The sequence below is a fragment of the Natrialba taiwanensis DSM 12281 genome, from assembly GCF_000337595.1.
Lineage (GTDB): Archaea > Halobacteriota > Halobacteria > Halobacteriales > Natrialbaceae > Natrialba > Natrialba taiwanensis.
This window is the reverse complement of record NZ_AOIL01000017.1, coordinates 121,182-142,589: the sequence shown is the minus strand read 5'-3', so window position 1 is coordinate 142,589 and position 21,408 is coordinate 121,182. Positions and strand designations below refer to the sequence as shown.

The following is a 21,408-nucleotide window of genomic DNA, read 5'->3' as shown; positions in this document are numbered from 1 at the left end:
AGGCGATTTCGAACGTTGAAAACGGACTGAAACGGACCGATCGCACAAAACGGCGAGAGAAACGCGACCGATCGGCGGGAAACGCTATAGAAGACGGCTCGGTATCGGCTGATTAGAACGTTTCGAGGTACCGATCGAGTTCCCACTGGGAGACATCGACCAGGTACTCTTCGAACTCTTGGCGCTTTGCGTCGACGAACTTCGAACTGACGTGGTCGCCGAGTGCGTCGACGATAGCCTCGTCCGCTTCTAAGGCGTCGACGGCCTCGCCGAGGTTCGACGGCAGCGTCGTGATGCCGTACTCCTCGCGCGTTTCCTCGTCGAACTCGTAGATGTTCTCGCGAACCGGATCGGGACACTCGAGATCCTGCTCGATCCCGTTGAGACCCGCGTGAATCATCGTTGCGATGGCGAGGTACGGATTACACGACGGGTCCGGCGAGCGCAGTTCGACGCGCGAGGCGGCGGGAACGCGCGCGGCTGGCTTGCGGATCAACGACGAGCGGTTGCGGTCGGACCAGGCGACGTAGACCGGCGCTTCGTAGCCCGGTACCAGACGCTTGTAGCTGTTGACCGTCGGATTCGCGACTGCCGTGATCGCCGGCGCGTGCTCGAGGATGCCGGCGGTGAAGGCGCGAGCCTCGTCGCTCAGGTCGAACTCGTCGTCGCCGTCGTGGAAGGCGTTCTCGCCGTCCTCGGTAAAGAGCGAGAGGTGGGTGTGCATCCCCGAGCCATTGATCTTCGGGATCGGCTTGGGCATGAACGTCGCGTGGTAGTCGTGCTGGGCGGCGATCGCCCGGACGACAGTGCGGAAGGTGGCGACGTTATCCGCCGTCGTCAGCGCGTCGTCGTACTCGAAGTTGATCTCGTGCTGGCCCTCCGCGACCTCGTGGTGGCTCGCTTCGACCTCGAAGCCCATGCTCTCGAGGCCGTAAATGATGTCCCGGCGCACGTCGCTCGCGAGGTCCTTCGGCGCGAGGTCGAAGTAGCCGCCCGCGTCGTTGGTCGTCGTCGTNCGTAAATGATGTCCCGGCGCACGTCGCTCGCGAGGTCCTTCGGCGCGAGGTCGAAGTAGCCGCCCGCGTCGTTGGTCGTCGTCGTCGCGCGACCCACCTCGTCCTCCTCGAACAGGAAGAACTCCGGTTCCGGCGCGGCGTTGACCGTATACCCCATCTCCTCGGCGCGGTCGAGAGCGCGCTTGAGCACGTAGCGCGGATCGCCTTCGAACGGCTCGCCCGTCGAGGTGTTCACGACATCGCAGATCAGCCGAGCGGATGCGCCCTCGTCGCGATCGCGCCACGGCAAGATTGCGAACGTCTCCGGATCGGGCGTCAGTCGCATATCCGATTCCTGAATCCTGACAAACCCCTCGATCGAAGAACCGTCGAAGTAGATGCCCTCAGTAAACGCCTTCTCGGCCTGACGCGCAGGGACCGAGACGTTCTTTACCGTTCCAAGAATATCAGTAAACTGGAGACGAAGAAAGTCGATATCGTTCGCCTCGATCTCGTCGAGAACCTCCTGTTCGGCACTCGTAATGTTTCCGCTTGTCATCTTTCTCGTCGTGGTAGCCAAGTAACTCGCCGACTAAAACCCTACTGCTCCAAGCAAATCTTCGATCACTCCGTCGGAATTGTATATTCGTAAATTTCTAAAGGCCAGGCTGAGTGGATGGACGTGATGACGTACGAAAATCTCGATGCAAAATTAGTAAATGCCCTTCTGGGCGACGGGCGTGCGAGCCTCCGCAGCCTCGCCGAAGAACTCGACGTCTCCGTGACGACCGTCTCAAACCACCTCTCGGATCTGGAGGACCAGGGCGTCATCGAGGGCTACACCCCTCGAATCGATTACGATGCGGTCGGCTACGACGTTACCGCCGTCATCCAGTTGCAGGTTGAGGGGAACGCACTCCCGGACATCACGGACACGCTTCGTGACCACCGCCAGATGATCAGCGTCTACGAAGTCACCGGTGACTACGACGTGATTGCTATCGGCAAGTTCAAAGACACAGACGGCATGAACGACCAGATCAAGGAGCTACTGACAGACCCAGACATCAAAGCCTCGAACACGAGCGTCGTCCTCAACGCCGTCTCCGAGAACGAGCAGTTCGAACTCGACGTCGACCGCTCCTAACGGACCGTTCGGGCCGCTCACCCGGACGAGTGGCTCGGTCACCGGTCATCACCGGCGCAACCGTCAGCGGACTCGACAGCGTTGTCTCATACGGTCTGCTGTAACGATTTACCGGCGCAACCGCAGGACGGGCGCGGTTGCGCCGGAAATGACTTACAGCAGTCCGTATCAGTCCGCTCCAACTGTGATTGTTCTCGTGCGTATTCGCGGTCATAATTCATAACGTGTAGTTTAGGGCCCAGTAGCCGCCGTAAATGACGAGCAACACTGCACCGCCGAGACGGGTTACGCGGCCACGCGCCAGCATGCCCGTCACGATGAACAAACAGACCAGAAAGACCGGCCAGTGAACGGTCATTACGGCACCCGTCGTCTCCACCGGGTGAAGAGCGGCAATGAGGCCCGCGTTTGCGGTCACGTAGAAGACCGTGCTCCCGACGATGTTCCCGACCGCGAGTTCAGGACGGCGTCGCCGAACGGGCTCGACGGTGAGTGCGAGTTCTTCGATCGAGGCGACGAAACTCAGGACCGTCGCGCCGAATGCGAGTTCGGAGATGCCGAACGCGACGAAGATGGCTTCGGCGCTGAGGACGGTGAGCAGCGAACCCGCGGTCAGACCGACGGTCGCGACGACGGCGACGCCGAGGGCGAACACGCCACTGTGCTCGTCGAGGTTCGGGGTGAGGATGAACTCGTCGAGATCGATGTCTCGCCCGGCATCCGTCTCGCCCGCTTCTGATTGCTCGCCGACGGTCGCCGGCGGTCGGTCATCGATAGTGTCCTGGGGTACAGGGGGGTGACCGTCCGCTTCGTCGCCGGAGCCGTCGTACTCGACGGGCGTCTCGCCGTCGGTCGATTCCGTCGGTGGGGTTCGGTCGTTTGAGTCGTCCGTGGAAGTGATAACGCCCTCGAGTTCGTCCGCGAGCAGGTACGTCGTCTCGGATCGGCGCTCGTACCAGTAGATGCCGACCAGCAACGGGATGAACAGCAACGTTAGCGCGACGCCGTCGATTCGATCGATCGTTCCGCCGAGCGAGAACACGAACGCCGGGAGCGGGGCGAGAACGAGGAGCGCGAGATAGACGGTCGGAACGTCCATGCGAAACGGGACGAGCAGCCCGGCGATACCGACGGCGACGGCGAGGACGAACAGCGCCTCACCGAAGACGGTTCCGAGCGCGAGATCGGGCAGGGAGACCACGGCCGCCGTAACGCCGAGAACGCCGTTTTCGAGGTCGACGCCGGCGAGGACGACCGCGAGGAAGAACCCGGAGACGCCGAGCGAGACCGCGCTCCGGGCGACGGCGTCGATGAACACCTCAACGGAGTAGATGACCGTCACTACGCCGAGAAAGAATAGGCCGACGAAGGCTGCTTCCTGGGCGACCATACGCGTCTAGACGTGGGGAAACACTTAATTCGAAACGCCGGTTCGAAAGCGGTGAGCTGCGAGCCAATCGGTTACACGCTGCGAGCCGATGTGAGATACTGCGAGCTGTTGCAAGACGGTGTGAGATCCCGCGGCCGTTGCAAGACGATACAGGACGATGTGAGATGACGCAAGCCGATTCGAGACGATACAAGACGTTTCGAGACGACGTGAAACGTCCTTAACCCGGAGCCGGAATCCCGCCGAAGACGAGAAGCGCGACGATCCAGTAGGCGGCATAGAGGCCGACGAGCGTGTATCCGTGCCACCGGCGGAGTCGCCCGGTCGAAACGAAATACGCGGCGAGTCCGGTCAGTGCAATCACCGCCGGGAGGTGAAAGACGATCACGGCGCGCGGGATCACCACGTCGCCGACGAACATGATGACGCCGACGTTCGCCGTCACGGAGAAGATCACGCTCCCGACGATGTGACCGATCCCGATCTCCGGAATGCCCCGCCGGACCGGCTCGATCGTCAACAGGAGGTTCTCGAACGTCAACACCAGCGTCAGGACGGTCGCACCGAACACCGTCTCCTCGATCCCCCACGCCTCGACGATCACTTCCGAACTCGTCTCGAGCAGGATCGCCCCTGCGACGATACCGACGAGCGACACGATCGCCAGTCCGAGCCAGAACAGCCCCTCGTACGCCCGGTCGGCGACGTACCGATCCTCCGGAATCTCCTCCAGGACGGTCCTGATATTGACGTCCGAGATCTTGAGTTCGTCTATAGCAACGCCACCGTCCGCTTCAATGCGCTCTGCGATCTCCGAGTCCCGAAAGACCGGTACGTCGCGCTGGAACTCTCGGTACACGATATACCCGAAACACACGATGAAGATGCCGACAAGAGCCACTCCATGAACGACGGTCAGCGTCTCCACGAACAGAAACGGGACCAGTACGAGCGGCGACACGGCGAGCAACAGCAGATAATCCCGCGGAATCTCGGCCGGGAACGGCCGATAGATCGCCGCACCGGCGAGCGTAATCCCCGTAATCGCCAACGCCGTCCCGAGCGCCGTCCCGAGCGCCACCTGCTCGAGTTCTCCCGCACCAAACACCAGTGCAATCGCCGTGTCGTCGAACTCAATGCCCGTAAAGACGATCGCCAGTGCGAAGATCGAGACGCCAAGGCCGAGCGCCGCGCGCGTGAGATAGCTAATGAGCTTTTCGACGCTATACGTCAGTACGATGGCCCCCAGAAGTAGTACCACGTACGCCATCCACTCCCCCTGTGACTCGATAAGCTCTTCGAGCGCGGCCTCGATCATACCTATTCCACGACGAAAGAGCGCATATAGCTATCAGCCCGTATAGACGAGTTCAGTGGAATTCTATACACGGCGGTGAGACGCCGTCGAGACGAGCGGTCACAGGTCACACCTTCGATACCTACGGCCGTGAACTGGACTGATCCGTCTCGCTGATCGGATCAGCCTGCAAGACGAACGTTCGTTCCGGCGGCGGCGCGAGTTGCAACTCCACGGCCGCCGTGAGCCGATAGTACTTCCGATTCCCCCGCATATACCAATCGACCAGTTCGGCCTCCTCTAACGTCGAGAGGTGGTGTGCCGCCGTCTTCCCGTCCATCCCGATCGCGTCCGTCAATTCCGAGACGTACTTCGGTTCCCGAGAGAGTTCCCGCAGGATCTCGAGTCGAGTGCCGTTGCCCATCGCCTCGATGAGTGACATATGTTCACATTCGATACGTGCCCACAGAAGCGTTGTGCCGGTACGGAACTCGTACTTACCGGATTTCGTGTACGTCGGTCCAGGTTTATGCCCGTCGTCGTCGTATCCCACTCGTATGAGCGACCGTGTCAACGTCCCCGACGATACCGACCACGACTCCCGAACGATTACGGACGGCTTTTTCGAACGGGAGATCTACCTGTCCCGACAGGAAACCGCTACGTTCCTTCGCGACCTCGCGGATCAACTCGAGGCAGAGACGACCGTCACCGTCGCCGGCTCGGACTGGGAGATCCCCTTCGACTACCGCGAACCCATCGAAGTCGAAATCGAGTTCACGAAACAGCGCGAGCGCGAACTCGAAATTGAACTCGAGTTCAGCGAGGCGGAGGACGGATCGGGGTTGTCGGTTCGGTAGCCATCGTAGTCTGGTCTGGTTTCGCTCTGCAGGGGCCAAAGGGGCCCAAGAGTCCGAAGCGTGTGCTTCAGTCAGGATGGAGTACGGAGTACGGACGAAAATGCGAATGTCACGTCGGGTCCGGATAAGAAGTGATCGAAACGCGGGACGAGTTCGGTTGCGAGTGCGAGTGGTTTTGGCAGTGAGTATCGCGGCCTGACTTACATCATGCCGCCCATGCCGCCGCCCATACCGCCCATGCCGCCGGCACCTGGGGCACCGCCCTCGTCGTCGCCCTTGTCGGTCGAGAGGTCGCCGGCGGAGATGATGTCGTCGATTTTGAGCACGAGGTTCGCCGCTTCGGCGGCGGACGTGACCGCCTGCTCTTTGGCGTGGGCCGGCTCGACGACGCCGGTCTCGTTGGTGTTTTCGATGTCGCCCGTGAAGACGTTCAGACCGGCTTCGACGTCGCCCTCGTCGTGGGCCGCACGCAGGTCGACGAGCGTGTCGATGGAGTCCAGTCCGGCGTTCTCGGCGAGCACGCGCGGGACGAGTTCGAGCGAGTCGGCGAAGGCCTCGACGGCGAGCTGTTCGCGACCGGAGACGGAGTCGGCGTAGTCGCGCAGGCGCGAGGCGAGTTCGACTTCGATTGCGCCGCCGCCGGCCAGGACTCGGCCGTCGGAGACGGTCTGCGCGACGACGTCGAGCGCGTCGTTGACGCCGCGTTCGAGTTCGTCGACGACGTGGTCGGTCGACCCGCGCAGCAGGAGGGTGACGCCGTGGGCGTCCTCGCCCTCGACGTAGAACAGTTCGTCTTCATCGTCGCGGGTGAGGTCTCCGTGGCCGAGGTCCGCGGCGGTCGCACTGCCGAGGTCGGAGACGATGGCCGCGTTGACGACCTCCGAGAGGAACTCGAGGTCGCTCTTTTTCGCGCGGCGGACGGCGAGGATGCCTTCCTTGGCGAGGTAGTGCTGTGCGAGGTCGTCGATGCCCTTCTGACAGAGGACGACGTCAGCACCGAGGTCGGCGATCTGCTCGACTTTCTCCTGGAGCTGTTTCTCCTCGCGGTCGAGGAACTGCTGGAGCTGATCGGGGTCCGTAACCGAAACTTCGGTGTCGATGTCGGTCTCTTCGACCTCGATGGGCTCGTTCAGCAGCAGGATGTCGGCGTCCTCGGCCGAGGTCGGCATGTTGTCGTGGACCGGGTCCTTGTCGACGATGCCGCCCTCGAGGAGGTCGGACTCGCCGGTGCTGTGACCGGTCTGGGTCTCGATGTTCAGGAACTCGAGGTCGACGACGTTGTTGCCCTCGTCGTCCTCGACGGTGACCTGGCGGATGGCCTCGACGATGAGTTCGGCGAGGTGTTCCTTATTGACCTCGGTACCCTTGCCGGTCATCGAGGTTTCGGCGACCGAGCGCAGGAGGTCCTCGTCCTCGGTGTCGACTTCGGTCGCGATGTCGTTGATCTCCTCGCGAGCCTGCTCGCTCGCCATGTGGAAGCCCTTGATGATCGCCGTCGGGTGGATGTCCTGTTCGATGAGGTCCTCGGCGTTCTTCAGGAGTTCACCGGCGATCGAGACGGCGGTCGTGGTGCCGTCTCCGGCCTCGTCTTCCTGCGTTTCGGCGACCTCGATGATCATCTCGGCCGTCGGGTTGTCGATGTCCATCTCCTGGAGGATGGTGACGCCGTCGTTGGTGATGGTGACCGAGCCCATCGAGTCGACGAGCATCTTGTCCATCCCTTTCGGGCCGAGTGTCGATTTGACGGATTCAGCGACCGCGCGAGCGGCGCTGATGTTGTAATCCTGCGCGTTCTCGTCCTTGACGCGCTGGGAGTCCTCGCTCATGACGATCATCGGCTGTCCCTGCTGCATTCGCTGGCTCATAGTCAGACGAACCATTGATTGTGCTTCTACATAAATCCATCGCTATCGACGCATTTCAACTGTCGAACGAGACCCACTCGCAGCCGAGAAAACCACAGTAGTGCGCGCCGGTGATCGATCCACAGCGATGAACTCGTTCACGCACGAGGATGGGTCACGGAACGAAAAACCCCACCATATTTAAGTATAACCGAGTCACGCTTGCGTCGATTCGACGAGCGACGGTGACTCGACACTCGGGTCGTTAACCGCGGTTGAGACCGGATAGGCGTGCATTTCTTCGGCTGGATAGGGCTGGAGAACGTCCGACGGGTCGTCGTCCGAAAGCCACCGCCGTTCGTCGGCCGGATCGAGAACCACGGCCATCCGGTGGTGCAGGTCCGACACGAGTTCGTTCGGCTTGGTTGTCACGATGGTGAACGTCTCGAGCGGACCGCGTTCGGGCGCGTCAGCTGTGCCGCCGCCGAACGCGTCGAGGCCGGCCTGGGTCGTCCCGGCACCCTGATCCGGCTCGCGGCGGACCCACAAGCCGGCCAGAGCGAACGGCCGCTCGTCCTCGAAGGCGACCCGATAGGGCTGTTTGCCGTCGTCGGTCTCGGTCCATTCGTAGAACCCGTCTGCTGGCACGAGACAGCGACCTGCAGCCGGCGTCTCGGGTTCGGGTTCAGAACCGGCGTCAGACCCGACTCCGGAGTCCGCTGTTTCGCCACCAGGAGTCCGCTGTCGGTACGCATCTCGGAAACTCGGCTTCTCGGCCACCGTCTCCGCACGCGCGTTGATGATCCCGCCGGCATCGTCGTCAGCCCACGAGGGAACCAATCCCCACTCGAAGCGCTGGATCGTCTCCGGCGCGTCGCTCGTGATGACCGGTAACTGTTGGCTCGGAGCCATGTTGTACCGCGGCGCGAACGCCTCGGCTTCCGAACCCGAACTCGAGTCGGTCGTCGCGTCGGCCCCAGGCGCGAACCGCGCCCCGAATCGATCCTCGAGTTCATCTCGCTCGAGGGTGAGTGTATAGCGACCGCACATACTGTCTCCATCGCGTGGCACGGCTAAAGCGTTGTCCGCTCGCGAGCGCGATACTGTTCCGCGCGGGACAATCGCGAGTTGAAGACGGTCTTCGTTCCGCGTATGTCCTCCTTACCATCACGAGCGCCGGTCGTAGGGCCATCGTTACGATAGGGGTCCTCGGCGGAGTTCGCGACAGGATGACCGCAACCGAGACCGAGGGCGGCCGCTACGAAACCGTGGTCAGGCAAGACGGACTGTTCGAAATCAGAGACCGCGACGAAGCCAACTGCTGGATCGCAACGGACGCGCCTGCTGAACTCGAGCGGTGAGGCTTCGGACGGTCTGCTGTACCGGTTTCCCGGCCACCCCAAGCGGGTGCGGGTGCGCTGGAACCGACTGCCAGCAGTCCGTATGAGCCGGTACCCGACGCAGCGACACACGCGTGAGACAGGAGCTGACGGGTAGCCCACTCGGAGTCAAACACCTTCGGAGAGAACGTAATGGAAAGCGCCAGGACAGGGATTTGAACCCTGAATCCCAAAGGGAACACGCTTTCCAGGCGTGCGCCTTACCGTTCGGCCATCCTGGCTCACTTATCCGTAACCACGTCCGTCGTTTAACTCTTACTTTTACCGTCGGACGACGGCTCGGAGTCCACCCTGGCTGTCGCCCGCGCTGCGAAACGGTGCTCCAGAACGTAGGCACCGATACCCGTCGCGGTTCCGACGCAGACGGCGATGACGACTCCCGCGCCGATCGACACCAGCGGCTCGACGACCAGGGTGTACCCCTGAAGGAGGACCAGAAACGCCATCGCGCCGACCGCACCCCATAGGAGGGCGGATTTGAGGCGTGGATTCATGCGTTCCATTGGAATTGGACCGGGTCGCTGGCCGGTTACTCGAGTGACGCAATCGCTTCGACCTCGATCCCGACGCCTTTCGGCAGCGCGGCGACCTCGATCGCACTCCGGGCCGGCGGCTCGTCGTCGAAGTAACTCGCGTACGTCTCGTTCATCGCATCGAACGACTCGATGTCGTCGAGGAAGACCGTGACCTTGAGGATATCCGAGGGGGTCGCGCCCTCGGCCTCGAGTACCGCGACGAGGTTGTCGAGCGCCTGCTCGGCCTGCGTTTCGATCGGGTCGTCGTCGAGCACTTCGCCGTCCGTCGTAAGCGGAATCTGGCCGGCCGTAAACAGCAGCGAGTCGTCGGTCGTCGCCTGGCTGTACGCGCCCACGGCGGCGGGTGCCTCGTCGGTTTGGATAATCCGTTTCATAGGCACCAACTCTCGACGGTCGGCCTTAAATGCAAGCGAAACGGCTTCGCCCCGCGACAGGGTGTGTGGCTACGCCAGCGTATCGACCGGGTAGCCTTCCTCGCGGAGTGCCTCGAGAAACGCATCGACGTGGTCGGGACCGCGCATCTCGAGTTCGATTTCGACTTCAGTATCGCTCATCTCGACCTCCCGCGAGGTGCGGTCGTGGTGGATCGCGTAGATGTTGACCTGGTACTCGGTGAAGATTTCGAGCAGTTGTTCGAGCGAGCCGGGTTGGTCCTTGAGGACGGTCCGAATCTTCAGGTAGCGACCGGTTTCGACGAGGCCGCGGACGATGACGTTGGTGAGCGTGTTGAGGTCGATGTTCCCCCCGGAGAGGACGGGGACGATGGTTTCGCCCTCGTCGTAGTCGAACTTCTCGAACAGCAGGGCGGCGAGCGGGACCGCGCCAGCGCCTTCGACCAGCGTCTTCGACCGTTCTAACAGGTAGACCGTCGCGACGGCGATTTCGGGATCCGAGACGGTGACGACCTCGTCGACGTACTCCTGAATGTGGCGAAACGGCTTCTCGCCGACGCTCCGCGTCGCGATTCCGTCGGCGATCGTGTCGACGCCGTCGAGCGCGATCCGCTCGCCCTTCTCGAGCGATTTCGCCGCGCTCGAGGCACCGTCCGCCTGGACGCCGATAACGCGGGCATCCGGCTTGCGCTCCTTGATTGCGGTCGCGACGCCGCTGATGAGTCCCCCGCCGCCGATCGGGACTACCACGGTGTCGACGTCCGGGCAGTCCTCCAGAATCTCGAGGCCGATCGTTCCCTGGCCCGCCATGACGAACTCGTCGTCGAAGGCGTGGACGTAAGTCCGATCCTCCTCGCGTTCGAGTTCGTGTGCGCGCTGGGCGGCCTCGTTGTAGTCGGTGCCGGCGAGGACGACCTCGGCACCGTAGTTGCGGGTCGCCTTGACCTTCGAGATGGGGGCGTGCTCGGGCATGACGATCGTCGAATCGACGCCGGATCGCGTCGCGGCGAGGGCGACGCCCTGGGCGTGATTCCCCGCGCTCGCGGTAACGACACCGGCGTCTTTCTCGGCGTCCGAGAGCGTCGCGACGCGGTTTGTCGCGCCACGGATCTTAAACGAGCCAGTGCGCTGGAAGGTCTCGAGTTTCAGGTGGACGTCGGCACCGGTCATCGACGAATAGGTGTGTGAATATTCCAGTGGTGTGTGTCGGGATGTTTCACGGACTCGGTCGAGAGCCTCGAGAACGGCAGTAAGATCGAGCATATGCGTGACTATCGGGCAACTACTGTAAGACTGTCGGGGAAGACTTGAGCGGGCGGCCCCACCCCCACCCCGACAGGACAGGAGCGTGTTGCCGGACCGGCAACACGACAGGGAACAGGGAATGCACGGCGTGTGACGTGCGAGTGTAGACGGGAACGCAGGAACCATAAAACCCACCCCTCCAAAGTGAAAGTGAAATCGCCGGACTGCGTCGGGACAGATGGGGCGTCAGACATCCGGCGGACGGCTGTCATCTGGGGCTGAAAGGAGGTGTACTATTTCGAGCATGATACGTCTCTCTCCCTGTAGGGAAGTGCAATTCACTGCATCGGCGCTCGGTGCTCGGTGATCGCCAAAAAAGACCGATCGGTCGGTCGAACGCGATGCCCGTTATCGGTCGTCGATCGGGACGAACTCCCGTGTGTCCGGACCGGTGTATCGGGCACGTGGGCGGATGAGGCGGTTATCTTCCTGGTATTCGAGGACGTGTGCGATCCAGCCCCCGGCACGACTCATGGCGAAGATCGGGGTGTACATATCGATCGGGATGCCGAGCTGGTAGTAGACCGAACCCGAATAGAAGTCGACGTTCGGGGCGATGCCCTTCTCGACTAAGCCCTTCTCCTCGGTGAGGTACTGTTCGATGGTCGTGGTGTAGTTGTACCACCTGGATTCGCCGTTTTCGGCGAGTTCTTCGCTGCGTTCTGCAAGGATCTTCGCTCGGGGGTCTTTGACGTTGTAGACGCGGTGGCCAAAGCCCGGAATCCGACGGCCTTCCTCGGTAGCCTGTTCGATCCATTCGCGGTGATCGAGGTCGCTCTCGTCGATTTCGATCAGCACTTCCATGACGTCCTGATTTGCGCCGCCGTGGAGCGGGCCGGAGAGTGCGCTGACGCCACCGGTGACGGCGCTGTAGATGTCGGCCATCGTCGAACCGATCACCATCGACGTGAAGGTAGAGGCGTTCAGGCCGTGATCGGCGTGCAGGATGAGCGCCTGGTCGAACGTTTCGGCGGCGATGTCGTCCGGTTCCTCGCCCGTAAGCATGTAGAGAAAGTTGGCAGCCAGTCCCAGGTCGGGGCGGGGATCGACTGGTTCGTCACCGAGGCGATAGCGTTCGAAGGCGGCGAGTGCGGTCGGGATTTTGGCGGTGATGCGGCGTCCCTGCCGGAGCGTCGCATCGAGATCCTCGGGATCGGCGTCCGACTCGGGTTCGGTCGCCGAGAACATCGAGACGGCAGTTCGGAGCGCGGCCATCGGCCGTTCCTCGGCGTCGGCGAGGCGCTCCATCGTCGAGAGCACGTCGTCGCTAACCGTCCGCTCCTCGGTCAGTGCATCGGTGAACGACGCGAGTTCGTCCGCGTTCGGGAGGTGGCCGTGCCAGAGGAGGTAGAGGACTTCCTCATAGGATGCGCCACGGGCGAGGTCCTCGATCGTGTAGCCGCGGTAGATCAGCTGTCCCGCGTCACCGTCGATCGAGCTCAGGTCGGACTCTGCGACCAGCACCCCCTCGAGCCCTTTTTTAAGGTCGTCTGCCATACCCTGGAATTTCCGTCGCCCATGGAAAAGTATTATCGTTTTCTCCTTCTTACCGGTCAGATCTGCTGCTATCCGGTGTACTGGCCGATTTGTGGCTGTTGAGGCGCTCTCACAATGGTTTGTGGGAACATACCGTGTCTGATTCGCTGCAGCGACTCTCAGTCAGACGGCGACTGCCGGCCGAATCGTCACTGATTCAGTCGCTCGACGAGTTCAACGACGTAGCCGTTCGGGTCTTCGACGAACGCGACGCGGCAGTCGATGTGGCTCATCGTCTCCGGCTCCGCCTGCACGGGCGGGTCCGCTCGTTCGAGCAGGCGTTCGAAGGTGTCGTCCGTGCTATCGACGCCGACAGCGACGTGGGCCATCGTTCCCGGGTCGATATCGGGGCTGCCCTCAGGATCGTACTTGAACTGGAATTCCGCGTTCTCGCCGCCGATATAGACGTTTTCGACGCCGTCGTCGGTCGTGAACGACCAGTTCTCGGCCAACCCGAGTCCGTCACAGTAGAACTCGCGCGTTCGGTCGAGATCCGAGACCCAGAGCGCCGTGTGGATAACATCCATGCGTCTCGGTGATGCGTTCGAGTGGCAAAGCACTACCGCCGATTGCGATGCTGTGGCAGGCAACAACGCGGGCGGCGAAAGCGGATGCAGCCCGGTATAGAACTCGACCGCAACGGAGCGATAGAGACAACGGATTACAACTGCTGACCCAACTTCTCGCGACTAATGCGCACGCCGGTCGGCGTGATGATCATCTGATCGTCGCCCTTGCGGACGATGTCACCGTCGACCTCCTGTGCCACCTGCCGAAGTTCGTCGACGATGTGTTCGACCGTACTATCCTCGGTGCGCAGTCGGGTGATGTCCGCAATCACGATATCGCCGTCGTAGATCGCGTCCTTGATATCGATCGCATCAGCCTGACTGGCGACTTCCGCGATGTGAACCTGCATCGCCGCCGCGTCGGCTGAACTCGCCGAAACGTCGTCGAGATTCAGTTCGACGTAGTCCTCGGCGGTCCGGGACTGGCTGCCGCCGAGAATTTTGCTCATAAGTCCCATTGGCGTTACCCACCGGGGCCGCCAGTATAGTTCTTACGTCAGACGGACTCTCAGCCAACGGTGACTGTCGAGTAATTTTCAATCGGTTGAAACGGATAGGAGACGACGGCTGCGTGTGAACGCAGCACCGCTACCGCTTTTGAGAACTCAGTTCGTGTCCCCGCTCGATGCCGTTCAGCATCTGCGTCCACGAATCCTATACGACCAAGACGCTCATCGCGGATCTCGAGGAGACGTATGAACTCGTCGTGCAGGAATACGAGGATACCCTTGAGCGATACGCGAACGCCTACGAGGCGGATTCGCTGGACGAGACGGCAGAGGGCTACTCCCGGATTCGGAACGCCGATTTCGTGGCGTTCCGAGTCACGAGTTCAATCGACTGTCTAGTGCGGCGACTCGGTCGTTCGTAGTGAGATGTGAGAAGGAGGCGGCGAGTTAGTTCTGCAGTGTCCAGCGGTCGGAGTAAGCTGTCCCGCAGGAACACTGTGCGTAGGCGTGGACGACATCTCCCTCGGCGTAGATGCCGCCAACGTCGTCGTTCTGCTCCTCGGCGAAAGCGAAAATGAACTGCGGGTCGTGGGTGTCGTCGGAGGCGGTGGTCTCCGCCTTCGTTTCATTATCTCCTTCGCGGTCCGGACACTGTCCGCTTGTCAGATCGCTGTCGATGTGCCCTTCGACACTCATTGCGGACTGGGCGAACTCCATGGCCTGCTCTCCGGTCGCTGCCTGGAACGCGTTCCGTCCGCGTTCCCCGTCGACGACGAGGAGAACGCCGTTGTCGACCGCCTGACCGAACGATTCGAGTCGGTCGTCCGAGACGTACGAGTCGGCCAGAAACAGTGCGATATCGTCGGGCCGGTCACCGGCCAGGAACTCCTCGCGTGCGGTCGTCATACCCATCAATTGGCTCTGGACGTGGAAAAGGCCGCTGTTGTCGGTCGACGTGGTGTACGGTTCGAGAACCTCCAGCCGGTTGGCACTGCTAGAGAAAACTATGCAACGCAGTCACGATACTGCGACCGTTGCCAGGGAACCGGACCCGAACTCTCGACTTCCCTCCCCAATCTATCAGATCGCGTACGAAAGCCGATCCAGAACGAACGCTGTGGCTTCCAGATGCGCGCGGTATCGTGGCTACGCTGGTTAGTTGTGGTAATTACCCCCTTATCGGCCATAACACTTATCAAAATAAATCTAATCCGCCTAAAATACACATATATATGGCATAATTGGGGAGAAAAGGAAATATATGGGCTACTAATACGCATAGAATATATTATTCGTACTATCGAAGACAACGGACAGTTATTATGTTAATTCACGTTTCTTGATTTATCTACATTCTGTATGGTCGGTTCCCTGTCGTTTATACACTGGTAGACCCAGACCTTCACTCGGCGTGACTGGTACTCGCCGTTCTCGGCAGTGCGTGGCCGGGTGACGGGCGATACCATTCACACATGGGTGATCGTGCATGCGTGAGAATACACAGAACACTGAGTCCGTCTTCGAAGCACTTTCGAAGACGGCTGCGGCCGAGACGGCAGGGGGGCAATCGCCGTCTCCCGCCGCAACTAACGGCCCACCTGACGATGTCGAGCGTGAACTCGACGACCTCCTGGCACAGGCGCTTTCAGTCTTGCCGACCGAGGACATCGAGTTCACTGACGAACTGATCAAAGAGAACCTCGATGAGATCCTGCTGGTGCTTATCACACTCCACGATGGCACACACGGGGACGAACTCCTGTCGGATCTGTCGCGGTACTTCGATACGACGTTGAGTCCGGGGACGGTGTATCCGGCGTTACACGCCCTGGAGGAGGCGGGGTATCTCACATTGCAGCGGAAGGTACGGACCAAAGAGTACTCGATCGCCGAGGACGCGACCGTTCAGTCGATGGTCGAAGAGACGATGATCCAACAACTGGCGTTCGGGTTGTTGCTCTCCGCGTTCCTGGCGCGGTACTGAGCCGTGATTCGTTTTCGAGTGCGTTTTTTCTCGTCCGCTACTCGTCGAGATCCTCCGCGATAGACGAGAGGCTCTCGTTCGGCGGTTCGTACGCGTCGTAGTACGCCGTTGCGCCGGGTTCGCGGAGCCCGTAGAGATAGTCCGGTTCGACGATATCGACCAGCACTGAACTGCCAGGGTCGATGCTGTGGTCATCGGCCCACTCGATGAGTCGGTCGGTGCCGCCGCTCGGCTCACGGGCGAGCGACGGTGTCTCGTAGATGCCGGTGACAATGAGGTTGTCGTCGACTAACGCGCGCTCGATACGGGCGAACAGTTCGTCACCGTCGAGGACGATTCTGACGACGTCGTCTGCTGTGAACGCGTCCCCTTCATCGGCGGGAAGCTCTAGTTGGACGCCCGTTGCGGTCTCCGTACACGTCGACCGAACCGTCTGTACTGACGGGTGGTCGCTCGCAATTCGATCTGCCATTGGCGGAAAAATTGTCGGCGGGTCGTTACTCGTCGGCGTCGTCGCCGAGGAGGTCGTCGATGTCGGTGCTGCCGCGGCCGACGATTGCGGCATTGATCTGCGCGACGGCGTCCGAAACCTCGCTACCGCGGACGGTAATTCGACGACGTTCACCGTCACGGGACGGACGGAAACCGGTCTGTCGGTCCTCCATCAGGACTTCCGTCAGGTTCGCACCGGCAACTGCTCCGTTGAGCGGTCTCCCGGCGTCGTCGGAGCCGCCCGTGATTTCGAGCGTGTAGCCGTCGAGGCCGACGGCGCTACCGTCGACTTCCTCGCCGATGGCCTTCCCAACGAATCGGTTTGCATCCTGTTCTGCTGCCTCGAGCTGGTAGGACGACCCGGAGTCGGGGTCGCCAACGACAACAGTGAAACTTGCCATGCACGGGAAAAAACGGTCAGTGCTCAAAAACACATCGAAACATGAGCCACATCGCGTCGGGACGGCGGTGATCAAGCCCGCGTGTGCGAGCGGAATCCGACGGTACCGCGCCGTCGACCGGAAAGCGCTGGCTCGCTCACAGGAACGGGTCACGCAGAGACACCCACCACACAGAACCGTCGACAAAACACGGTATACGGCCAGATATCAACGACCGCGGCAAACACCGGTGCGCAACCAAGACGTAGGTGTCTCGAACTCCTATACTGTCCATGCAACTCGATCCGGACCAACTCGAAAATCGCCTCCACGACGAGTTCAGCGCGACGGAATCGCAGGTTCGGGTCGTCGTCCGCCAGGCGATCGATCTCGCGGAAGCGGGCCAGTACGAGGCCGACGTTGGCACAGCGGTGACCGCTGCCGTCGTCGTGGCTGAACTCGGCGATGCGCCGTCGGGGACGGTCCCCGAGCGATGGAACTGGTGGATCGGCTCGCTCGAACTCGCCTTTGGCGGCTACGAACGGTTCGGTATCCAGCGGTATCGAACGTGACAGTGGTGGGGAACGAAACGACTTTTATGCGCTCCTGACCAAAAGGTCAGTAGTGACCGAGACCGACGTTCGTGACGCGATCATGACCGCAACTTACGAGGCGCTGTGCGAGCACGGCTACACCGATCTCACGGCCCAGCACATCGCCGACAGGACGGACAAGAGCAAGTCCCTTCTGTTCTATCACTATGACTCGAAGGAGGACCTCATCGCCGACTTTATGGGCTATCTGACCGAGTGGTTCGACGAACGCGTCGCCCAGACGGCGGAGCAACCGCCCGTCGATCGGCTGGCGATGATCGTCGACTGGTTCCTCTACGGGTCGCCCGACGCCGACGACGAACGCCGGTCATTTCACACGGCGATGCTCGAACTCCGGACCCAGGCACCGCACAACGAGCAGTACCTGGAGCAACTCCGCCGGAGTGACGATCACCTTCGAGAGACGATTGAGGAAATCCTCGCGGACGGGATCGAGGCGGGGCAGTTCGTCGACCACGATACGGAAGAGATGGCGCTGTTGCTGATCGCAACCCTCGACGGCGCACGCATTCGCCAGCTCACGCTCGACCGTGACCGGTATCTCGACCAGGTGCGTGCCAGCACGGTCACGCGGCTCTTTGCGGACATTCTGGCACCTGATATCGAGTTCCCGTCCAAACTCTCCCGCGACGATATCTCTCCCGCGCACGTCTCCGTCGAGCCCGGTTCAGAGGGCGAGCGGGACGCTGAAAACGAAACGGGAGCCGGGAGCGAGGACGCGGGCAATGATGGGGACGAGACGACAGTCGAGAGCGAGAGTGAGGCCAACACGAGCGAGAGTGAGAGCGAGCGGAAAAGCAACGCCGACGACACCGGCACCGGCCGGGAACCGAATCAGGACACAAGCACCAGCCAAGACCCGAACCGCGACACTACCGATCCAACGGAATGATCGACGGCCGACCGACCCACTAGCCACCACGTACTCAGCAAGCTATGAGCAACCATCCCTCCACAGACGAGCCGACCCGGACCACTGACGACCTGCTTTCCGACCTTTCCTCCCCAATGCGGGGCGTCGTAGCCGATGCAGTACCACCGCACGAGCGCTCGCTTCCCGTTACACTCTGTCACCTCGCAGCTGAACTCGGCTCTTCGTCTCCCACCGATCCCCTCCTCGAGTCGGTGACGACCGCCGTCTCGCTCTTTGAAGGGTACGTCCAACTCAGGCTCGAACTGCTGGCTGGTGACCGCTATGCGGGCGACCGGTCCCGCGATACTGCCATCCTCGCGAGCGACTACCTCCACGCTGGCGCGTACGAAGCGATCGCTGACGCCCCGATTCCCGACGCTCGGACGCTCGATCTCTACCGAACGCTTACGTCCGCCTCGACGACACTCTCCCGACAACTACTGACACTCGTCGATTCGACCGAGTCCCCCCGATCGAGACCGGCCGATGACCGTCTGCGAGAGCCGGAGTCGCCCGAGGACGCCGCGGTAGCTATCGACCGACGGACAGCAGCGCCACACTCGAGTTCACAACCCGGTGTCCCTCCCTCCTACGGGGACGGGGACCACTCCGGACGATCACAGCAGCCGTCCTCTCGCGCCCCCACTCGGACAGATCGCACACCGTCGACGCCCTCACAGTCACGTTCCGACGCCACTGGGCTGTCCGCGCATCCGATACCCACCCTCGCCGCAACCGCTGCTGAACTCGGTGCCGCCGCCGTCGGCGCAACGACGGAGACGAGAGCTGCAGTGGCGACCTACAGCCGCTCGCTTCTCGCTGCGCTCGCAGCCCGTTCCGTCGCGGCCGGCGACGAGGGACCACTCGAAATCGCGCTCCGAGAACTCTCGGGACGGGACGACCGTGGACGGTCAGCGGCCGTCGTGGCCGACGAATTCACCGTCGTCTCCTACACTGAAAGAGGGAGCGCTGAGCGAACGGGGGACGACGTGGACGGACCTGAAGCCGCGGACCGAGACCGGAATCGGGATCGAGATCAGGAGTCACGAGCGCTGAACTCGGGTCGCGGGACTCCCGCGTCGGTGTCGGTCTGGCCCTCGTTGACGGTGGTTTCACAGTCGATGCCGCCGGTGGGCCACTGGCTGAAGTCGGAGTCAGAGTCAGAGTCGGAGTCGAAGTCGGATCCAGGGTCGGGAACGGGGACAGGACCAGGATCAGCATCAGCAACCGAGCCTTCCGAGACCGATAGAGAGATAGACACTGCTGATGAACGTGAGGTGAGTACTGATGCCCGCAAGCGTGCACGGCAGGCAATCGAGGCGATCACTGTCGAGGCTTCGGGGCCGTCCGACGGTCAGCAGCTCCGAGACCACCTCGACCGAGCGACGCGGCTTCCCTTCGACGCAGATGATGGGAAACCGGCCGGGTCAGACGACAAGCAAGAACGGGCTGTCAGCGATGATGCGGAGTGACCGCACCGACGGGAAACCGGCGTCGAAACTGAGTTCGAACTCGAGATCAGGAACCGAACTCGCCAGCAATCACGGCAGACGAGACTGACTACGACGAGAACCGTACCGATACCACTACGATACTGATGTCACAGATTCAACTCCAACCGTCCAAACGGCCACACTGGCCCGCATACCTGCTGTCCGTATTTATCGCCGGCCTCGGACACTGGTATCTGGGCTACTGGAAACGCGGCGCGAGTTGGTTCGGGATCTACGTGCTCGCGATTGCGTTCCTGAGCGCACGGACGGTTTCCGGTGCGTTCGAACCCGATGAGCCGTTCGTCGTTACCGCGCTGCAGTTCGATGCCGTAACCTACACCGACGTTGCAGTCCCGCTTGCCGTGTTACTGGTCTGCCTTCTCGATGTCTATCTGCTCGGCCTCGCGGCGGCCCGATCGTCCGAGGACCCGACGACGTCTAACTTGTAGCTGCGTGCTGTGATCGGAACGAACTCGGCTACGATCGACGCGAACAGGGTGGACAGCATCCGCATTAGGACTAACCGACGGTATCAAACGGCCTGAATCGCTAGCTGTCCGCAATGAATATTCGGTTCCTGGGCGGTGCGGGGGAAGTCGGCCGGAGCGCGGTTCTGGTCAACGATCGTCTCCTGCTCGACTACGGGATAAAATCGGGGACCCAGCCACAGTTCCCGGGCGACGTCGATCCCGAATCGGTCGTAGTGAGTCACGGCCACCTCGACCATGCCGGCGCGGTTCCGTCGCTTCTCAGTGGCGACACCCGCCCGTCGATCCACTGGACGCCACCGACGCGAGAGCTCGCACTGACGCTCGCCCGCGACACGTTGAAGCTACACGGCGGTACGCTACAGTGTCCATTCACCGAGACCGACGTCCAGCGCGTGACGCAAGCGTCCGAGACCCACGGCTACTGCGAGACGTTTGAGGCCGCTGGCCACGAGGTGACGTTTTTCGACGCCGGCCACATCCCCGGATCAGCACACGTGCTCGTCGACGACGGGGAGACCCGGCTACTCTATACGGGCGATTTCCACACCGACGACCAGCAGTTAGTGTCCGCCACGACCGCCCGCCCCGACGCCGACGTGGTGGTCTGTGAGAGCACCTATTCCGATGTCGAACACGAGGAACGATCGACGGTCGAAAGCCGGTTCGTCGAAAGCGTCGAGCGGACACTCTGGGAGGGCGGCACCGTCGTGATCCCCGCGTTCGCTATCGGACGCACCCAGGAGATGCTACTGATCTGCGAGCGACGCGATATTCCGTGCTACGTGGATGGAATGGGAAAACGAATCACGGAGATGCTGCAGCACCACCCAACGTTCGTCCGCGACGAAGACGCGCTTCAGCGGGCGAAATCCCACGCCCGATTCGTCACCGGCCGCGACGGCCAGCGCAAGCGCATTGCGGATCAGAACACGGCGATTATAACGACCAGCGGGATGCTCCACGGCGGCCCCGCGATGACCTACGTCCCGGCGATCCGCTCCAATCCCGTCAACAAGATCGCTATGACCGGCTACCAGGTCGAGGGAACGCCCGGCCGCGACCTGCTCGATACGGGCAGTGCCGAAATCGACGGCCGGCGGATGCCCGTCAGCGCCCGGGTCCAACAGTTCGACTTCTCCGCCCACGCCGACCGAGCGGGCTTACTCGAGTTCATCGAGTCCTACCGGGACGAGACGATCCTCGTGAATCACGGCGACCGCTGTGCGGACTTCGCAGCGGAGCTCCGTGCCGACGGCTTCGATGCGAGCGCCCCCGAACGCGGCGACAGCTGGTCTGACACCGCCTACCGATAACGAACCGG

The 21,408-nt window shown here is 61.9% G+C and carries 24 protein-coding genes, 1 tRNA gene and 1 pseudogene; 10 read left to right on the top strand and 16 right to left on the bottom strand.

What is annotated here, in order from left to right; translation table 11 throughout:
- Window positions 1-112: 112 nt before the first annotated feature.
- Window positions 113-1,554 (bottom strand): annotated as a pseudogene (gene glnA, locus C484_RS06140) (type I glutamate--ammonia ligase).
- A gap of 126 nt (window positions 1,555-1,680) precedes the next feature.
- Here glnA and lrp point away from each other — a divergent pair.
- Window positions 1,681-2,142: an HTH-type transcriptional regulator Lrp gene (gene lrp, locus C484_RS06135; protein ID WP_006107903.1), complete on the top strand. Its 462-nt coding sequence runs from the start codon at window positions 1,681-1,683 to the stop codon at window positions 2,140-2,142.
- A 217-nt stretch (window positions 2,143-2,359) separates the two neighbouring features.
- Here lrp and C484_RS06130 read toward each other — a convergent pair whose 3' ends face one another.
- From C484_RS06130 to C484_RS06120, 3 genes are all read right to left on the bottom strand, one after another.
- Window positions 2,360-3,532: a sodium:calcium antiporter gene (locus tag C484_RS06130; protein ID WP_006825076.1), complete on the bottom strand. Its 1,173-nt coding sequence runs from the start codon at window positions 3,530-3,532 to the stop codon at window positions 2,360-2,362.
- 220 nt (window positions 3,533-3,752) lie between these two features.
- Window positions 3,753-4,850, bottom strand: coding sequence for a sodium:calcium antiporter (locus C484_RS06125; protein ID WP_006825075.1), 1,098 nt, complete (start codon window positions 4,848-4,850; stop codon window positions 3,753-3,755).
- A gap of 121 nt (window positions 4,851-4,971) precedes the next feature.
- On the bottom strand, window positions 4,972-5,271 hold the full coding sequence (locus C484_RS06120; protein ID WP_049915062.1) for an ArsR/SmtB family transcription factor: 300 nt from the start codon (window positions 5,269-5,271) through the stop codon (window positions 4,972-4,974).
- A 115-nt stretch (window positions 5,272-5,386) separates the two neighbouring features.
- On the opposite strand from C484_RS06120, the gene C484_RS06115 reads away from it, so the two are divergent.
- Window positions 5,387-5,689, top strand: a complete 303-nt coding sequence (locus tag C484_RS06115) for an amphi-Trp domain-containing protein (protein ID WP_006825073.1) — start codon at window positions 5,387-5,389, stop codon at window positions 5,687-5,689.
- A 200-nt stretch (window positions 5,690-5,889) separates the two neighbouring features.
- Here C484_RS06115 and thsB read toward each other — a convergent pair whose 3' ends face one another.
- Window positions 5,890-7,542: a thermosome subunit beta gene (thsB, locus tag C484_RS06110; RefSeq protein WP_193364801.1), complete on the bottom strand. Its 1,653-nt coding sequence runs from the start codon at window positions 7,540-7,542 to the stop codon at window positions 5,890-5,892.
- A 207-nt stretch (window positions 7,543-7,749) separates the two neighbouring features.
- A complete protein-coding gene (locus tag C484_RS06105) occupies window positions 7,750-8,583 on the bottom strand; it encodes an SOS response-associated peptidase (protein ID WP_006825071.1) in 834 nt (277 codons plus the stop codon).
- Between the two features lie 179 nt (window positions 8,584-8,762).
- On the opposite strand from C484_RS06105, the gene C484_RS24570 reads away from it, so the two are divergent.
- Complete coding sequence (locus C484_RS24570) at window positions 8,763-8,894, top strand: hypothetical protein (RefSeq protein WP_006107914.1); 132 nt, start codon at window positions 8,763-8,765, stop codon at window positions 8,892-8,894.
- A gap of 179 nt (window positions 8,895-9,073) precedes the next feature.
- On the opposite strand, the gene C484_RS06100 is transcribed toward C484_RS24570, so the two are convergent.
- The 7 genes from C484_RS06100 to C484_RS06070 form a co-directional block, all read right to left on the bottom strand.
- Window positions 9,074-9,154, bottom strand: a tRNA-Ser gene (locus C484_RS06100).
- Between the two features lie 27 nt (window positions 9,155-9,181).
- Window positions 9,182-9,427, bottom strand: a complete 246-nt coding sequence (locus tag C484_RS06095; RefSeq protein WP_049915061.1) for a hypothetical protein — start codon at window positions 9,425-9,427, stop codon at window positions 9,182-9,184.
- A 35-nt stretch (window positions 9,428-9,462) separates the two neighbouring features.
- Window positions 9,463-9,843: a Rid family detoxifying hydrolase gene (locus C484_RS06090; protein WP_006825069.1), complete on the bottom strand. Its 381-nt coding sequence runs from the start codon at window positions 9,841-9,843 to the stop codon at window positions 9,463-9,465.
- Between the two features lie 69 nt (window positions 9,844-9,912).
- Window positions 9,913-11,124: a threonine ammonia-lyase gene (gene ilvA / locus C484_RS06085; protein ID WP_006825068.1), complete on the bottom strand. Its 1,212-nt coding sequence runs from the start codon at window positions 11,122-11,124 to the stop codon at window positions 9,913-9,915.
- 390 nt (window positions 11,125-11,514) lie between these two features.
- Window positions 11,515-12,663, bottom strand: a complete 1,149-nt coding sequence (gene citZ, locus C484_RS06080) for a citrate synthase (RefSeq protein ID WP_006825067.1) — start codon at window positions 12,661-12,663, stop codon at window positions 11,515-11,517.
- A 188-nt stretch (window positions 12,664-12,851) separates the two neighbouring features.
- Entirely contained in the window at window positions 12,852-13,229 is a 378-nt protein-coding gene (locus C484_RS06075) for a VOC family protein (RefSeq protein ID WP_006825066.1), read from the bottom strand.
- Between the two features lie 134 nt (window positions 13,230-13,363).
- Window positions 13,364-13,729: a cell division protein SepF gene (locus C484_RS06070; RefSeq protein WP_006665743.1), complete on the bottom strand. Its 366-nt coding sequence runs from the start codon at window positions 13,727-13,729 to the stop codon at window positions 13,364-13,366.
- A gap of 167 nt (window positions 13,730-13,896) precedes the next feature.
- Here C484_RS06070 and C484_RS24165 point away from each other — a divergent pair, with 167 nt between their 5' ends.
- Complete coding sequence (locus C484_RS24165) at window positions 13,897-14,142, top strand: hypothetical protein (RefSeq protein ID WP_006825065.1); 246 nt, start codon at window positions 13,897-13,899, stop codon at window positions 14,140-14,142.
- A gap of 25 nt (window positions 14,143-14,167) precedes the next feature.
- On the opposite strand, the gene C484_RS06060 is transcribed toward C484_RS24165, so the two are convergent.
- Entirely contained in the window at window positions 14,168-14,626 is a 459-nt protein-coding gene (locus C484_RS06060; protein WP_006825064.1) for a DUF5807 family protein, read from the bottom strand.
- 580 nt (window positions 14,627-15,206) lie between these two features.
- On the opposite strand from C484_RS06060, the gene C484_RS06055 reads away from it, so the two are divergent.
- Window positions 15,207-15,704: a PadR family transcriptional regulator gene (locus C484_RS06055; protein ID WP_006825063.1), complete on the top strand. Its 498-nt coding sequence runs from the start codon at window positions 15,207-15,209 to the stop codon at window positions 15,702-15,704.
- Between the two features lie 37 nt (window positions 15,705-15,741).
- Here the strand turns inward: C484_RS06055 and C484_RS06050 are convergent, their stop codons facing one another.
- Complete coding sequence (locus C484_RS06050) at window positions 15,742-16,176, bottom strand: DUF7112 family protein (RefSeq protein WP_006825062.1); 435 nt, start codon at window positions 16,174-16,176, stop codon at window positions 15,742-15,744.
- Window positions 16,177-16,201: 25 nt separating this feature from the next.
- Complete coding sequence (locus C484_RS06045) at window positions 16,202-16,597, bottom strand: 30S ribosomal protein S6e (protein ID WP_006825061.1); 396 nt, start codon at window positions 16,595-16,597, stop codon at window positions 16,202-16,204.
- A 272-nt stretch (window positions 16,598-16,869) separates the two neighbouring features.
- Between C484_RS06045 and C484_RS06040 the strand changes: the two genes are divergently transcribed.
- From C484_RS06040 to C484_RS06020, 5 genes are all read left to right on the top strand, one after another.
- On the top strand, window positions 16,870-17,148 hold the full coding sequence (locus tag C484_RS06040) for a hypothetical protein (RefSeq protein WP_006825060.1): 279 nt from the start codon (window positions 16,870-16,872) through the stop codon (window positions 17,146-17,148).
- A gap of 52 nt (window positions 17,149-17,200) precedes the next feature.
- Window positions 17,201-18,082 carry a TetR/AcrR family transcriptional regulator gene (locus C484_RS06035; protein ID WP_006825059.1) on the top strand — a complete coding sequence of 294 codons (882 nt, stop codon included), beginning with the start codon at window positions 17,201-17,203 and terminating at the stop codon, window positions 18,080-18,082.
- A gap of 44 nt (window positions 18,083-18,126) precedes the next feature.
- Entirely contained in the window at window positions 18,127-19,575 is a 1,449-nt protein-coding gene (locus tag C484_RS06030; RefSeq protein ID WP_239640927.1) for a hypothetical protein, read from the top strand.
- A gap of 125 nt (window positions 19,576-19,700) precedes the next feature.
- Entirely contained in the window at window positions 19,701-20,045 is a 345-nt protein-coding gene (locus C484_RS06025; RefSeq protein ID WP_006825057.1) for a hypothetical protein, read from the top strand.
- 113 nt (window positions 20,046-20,158) lie between these two features.
- Complete coding sequence (locus tag C484_RS06020) at window positions 20,159-21,400, top strand: MBL fold metallo-hydrolase (protein WP_006825056.1); 1,242 nt, start codon at window positions 20,159-20,161, stop codon at window positions 21,398-21,400.
- Window positions 21,401-21,408 lie beyond the last annotated feature (8 nt).

Coding starts and splice junctions, on each gene's coding strand:
- C484_RS06050 (WP_006825062.1), bottom strand. CDS start 16,176: ATGGCAGATCGAATTGCGAGCGACCACCCGTCAGTACAGACGGTTCGG.
- C484_RS06095 (WP_049915061.1), bottom strand. CDS start 9,427: ATGAATCCACGCCTCAAATCCGCCCTCCTATGGGGTGCGGTCGGCGCG.
- C484_RS06025 (WP_006825057.1), top strand. CDS start 19,701: ATGTCACAGATTCAACTCCAACCGTCCAAACGGCCACACTGGCCCGCA.
- C484_RS06120 (WP_049915062.1), bottom strand. CDS start 5,271: ATGTCACTCATCGAGGCGATGGGCAACGGCACTCGACTCGAGATCCTG.
- C484_RS06020 (WP_006825056.1), top strand. CDS start 20,159: ATGAATATTCGGTTCCTGGGCGGTGCGGGGGAAGTCGGCCGGAGCGCG.
- C484_RS06055 (WP_006825063.1), top strand. CDS start 15,207: ATGCGTGAGAATACACAGAACACTGAGTCCGTCTTCGAAGCACTTTCG.
- C484_RS06090 (WP_006825069.1), bottom strand. CDS start 9,843: ATGAAACGGATTATCCAAACCGACGAGGCACCCGCCGCCGTGGGCGCG.
- C484_RS06070 (WP_006665743.1), bottom strand. CDS start 13,729: ATGGGACTTATGAGCAAAATTCTCGGCGGCAGCCAGTCCCGGACCGCC.
- C484_RS06130 (WP_006825076.1), bottom strand. CDS start 3,532: ATGGTCGCCCAGGAAGCAGCCTTCGTCGGCCTATTCTTTCTCGGCGTA.
- C484_RS06125 (WP_006825075.1), bottom strand. CDS start 4,850: ATGATCGAGGCCGCGCTCGAAGAGCTTATCGAGTCACAGGGGGAGTGG.
- C484_RS24165 (WP_006825065.1), top strand. CDS start 13,897: ATGCCGTTCAGCATCTGCGTCCACGAATCCTATACGACCAAGACGCTC.
- C484_RS06075 (WP_006825066.1), bottom strand. CDS start 13,229: ATGGATGTTATCCACACGGCGCTCTGGGTCTCGGATCTCGACCGAACG.
- C484_RS06030 (WP_239640927.1), top strand. CDS start 18,127: ATGAGCAACCATCCCTCCACAGACGAGCCGACCCGGACCACTGACGAC.
- C484_RS06115 (WP_006825073.1), top strand. CDS start 5,387: ATGAGCGACCGTGTCAACGTCCCCGACGATACCGACCACGACTCCCGA.
- lrp (WP_006107903.1), top strand. CDS start 1,681: ATGACGTACGAAAATCTCGATGCAAAATTAGTAAATGCCCTTCTGGGC.
- citZ (WP_006825067.1), bottom strand. CDS start 12,663: ATGGCAGACGACCTTAAAAAAGGGCTCGAGGGGGTGCTGGTCGCAGAG.
- C484_RS24570 (WP_006107914.1), top strand. CDS start 8,763: ATGACCGCAACCGAGACCGAGGGCGGCCGCTACGAAACCGTGGTCAGG.
- C484_RS06105 (WP_006825071.1), bottom strand. CDS start 8,583: ATGTGCGGTCGCTATACACTCACCCTCGAGCGAGATGAACTCGAGGAT.
- C484_RS06045 (WP_006825061.1), bottom strand. CDS start 16,597: ATGGCAAGTTTCACTGTTGTCGTTGGCGACCCCGACTCCGGGTCGTCC.
- ilvA (WP_006825068.1), bottom strand. CDS start 11,124: ATGCTCGATCTTACTGCCGTTCTCGAGGCTCTCGACCGAGTCCGTGAA.
- C484_RS06040 (WP_006825060.1), top strand. CDS start 16,870: ATGCAACTCGATCCGGACCAACTCGAAAATCGCCTCCACGACGAGTTC.
- thsB (WP_193364801.1), bottom strand. CDS start 7,542: ATGCAGCAGGGACAGCCGATGATCGTCATGAGCGAGGACTCCCAGCGC.
- C484_RS06060 (WP_006825064.1), bottom strand. CDS start 14,626: ATGACGACCGCACGCGAGGAGTTCCTGGCCGGTGACCGGCCCGACGAT.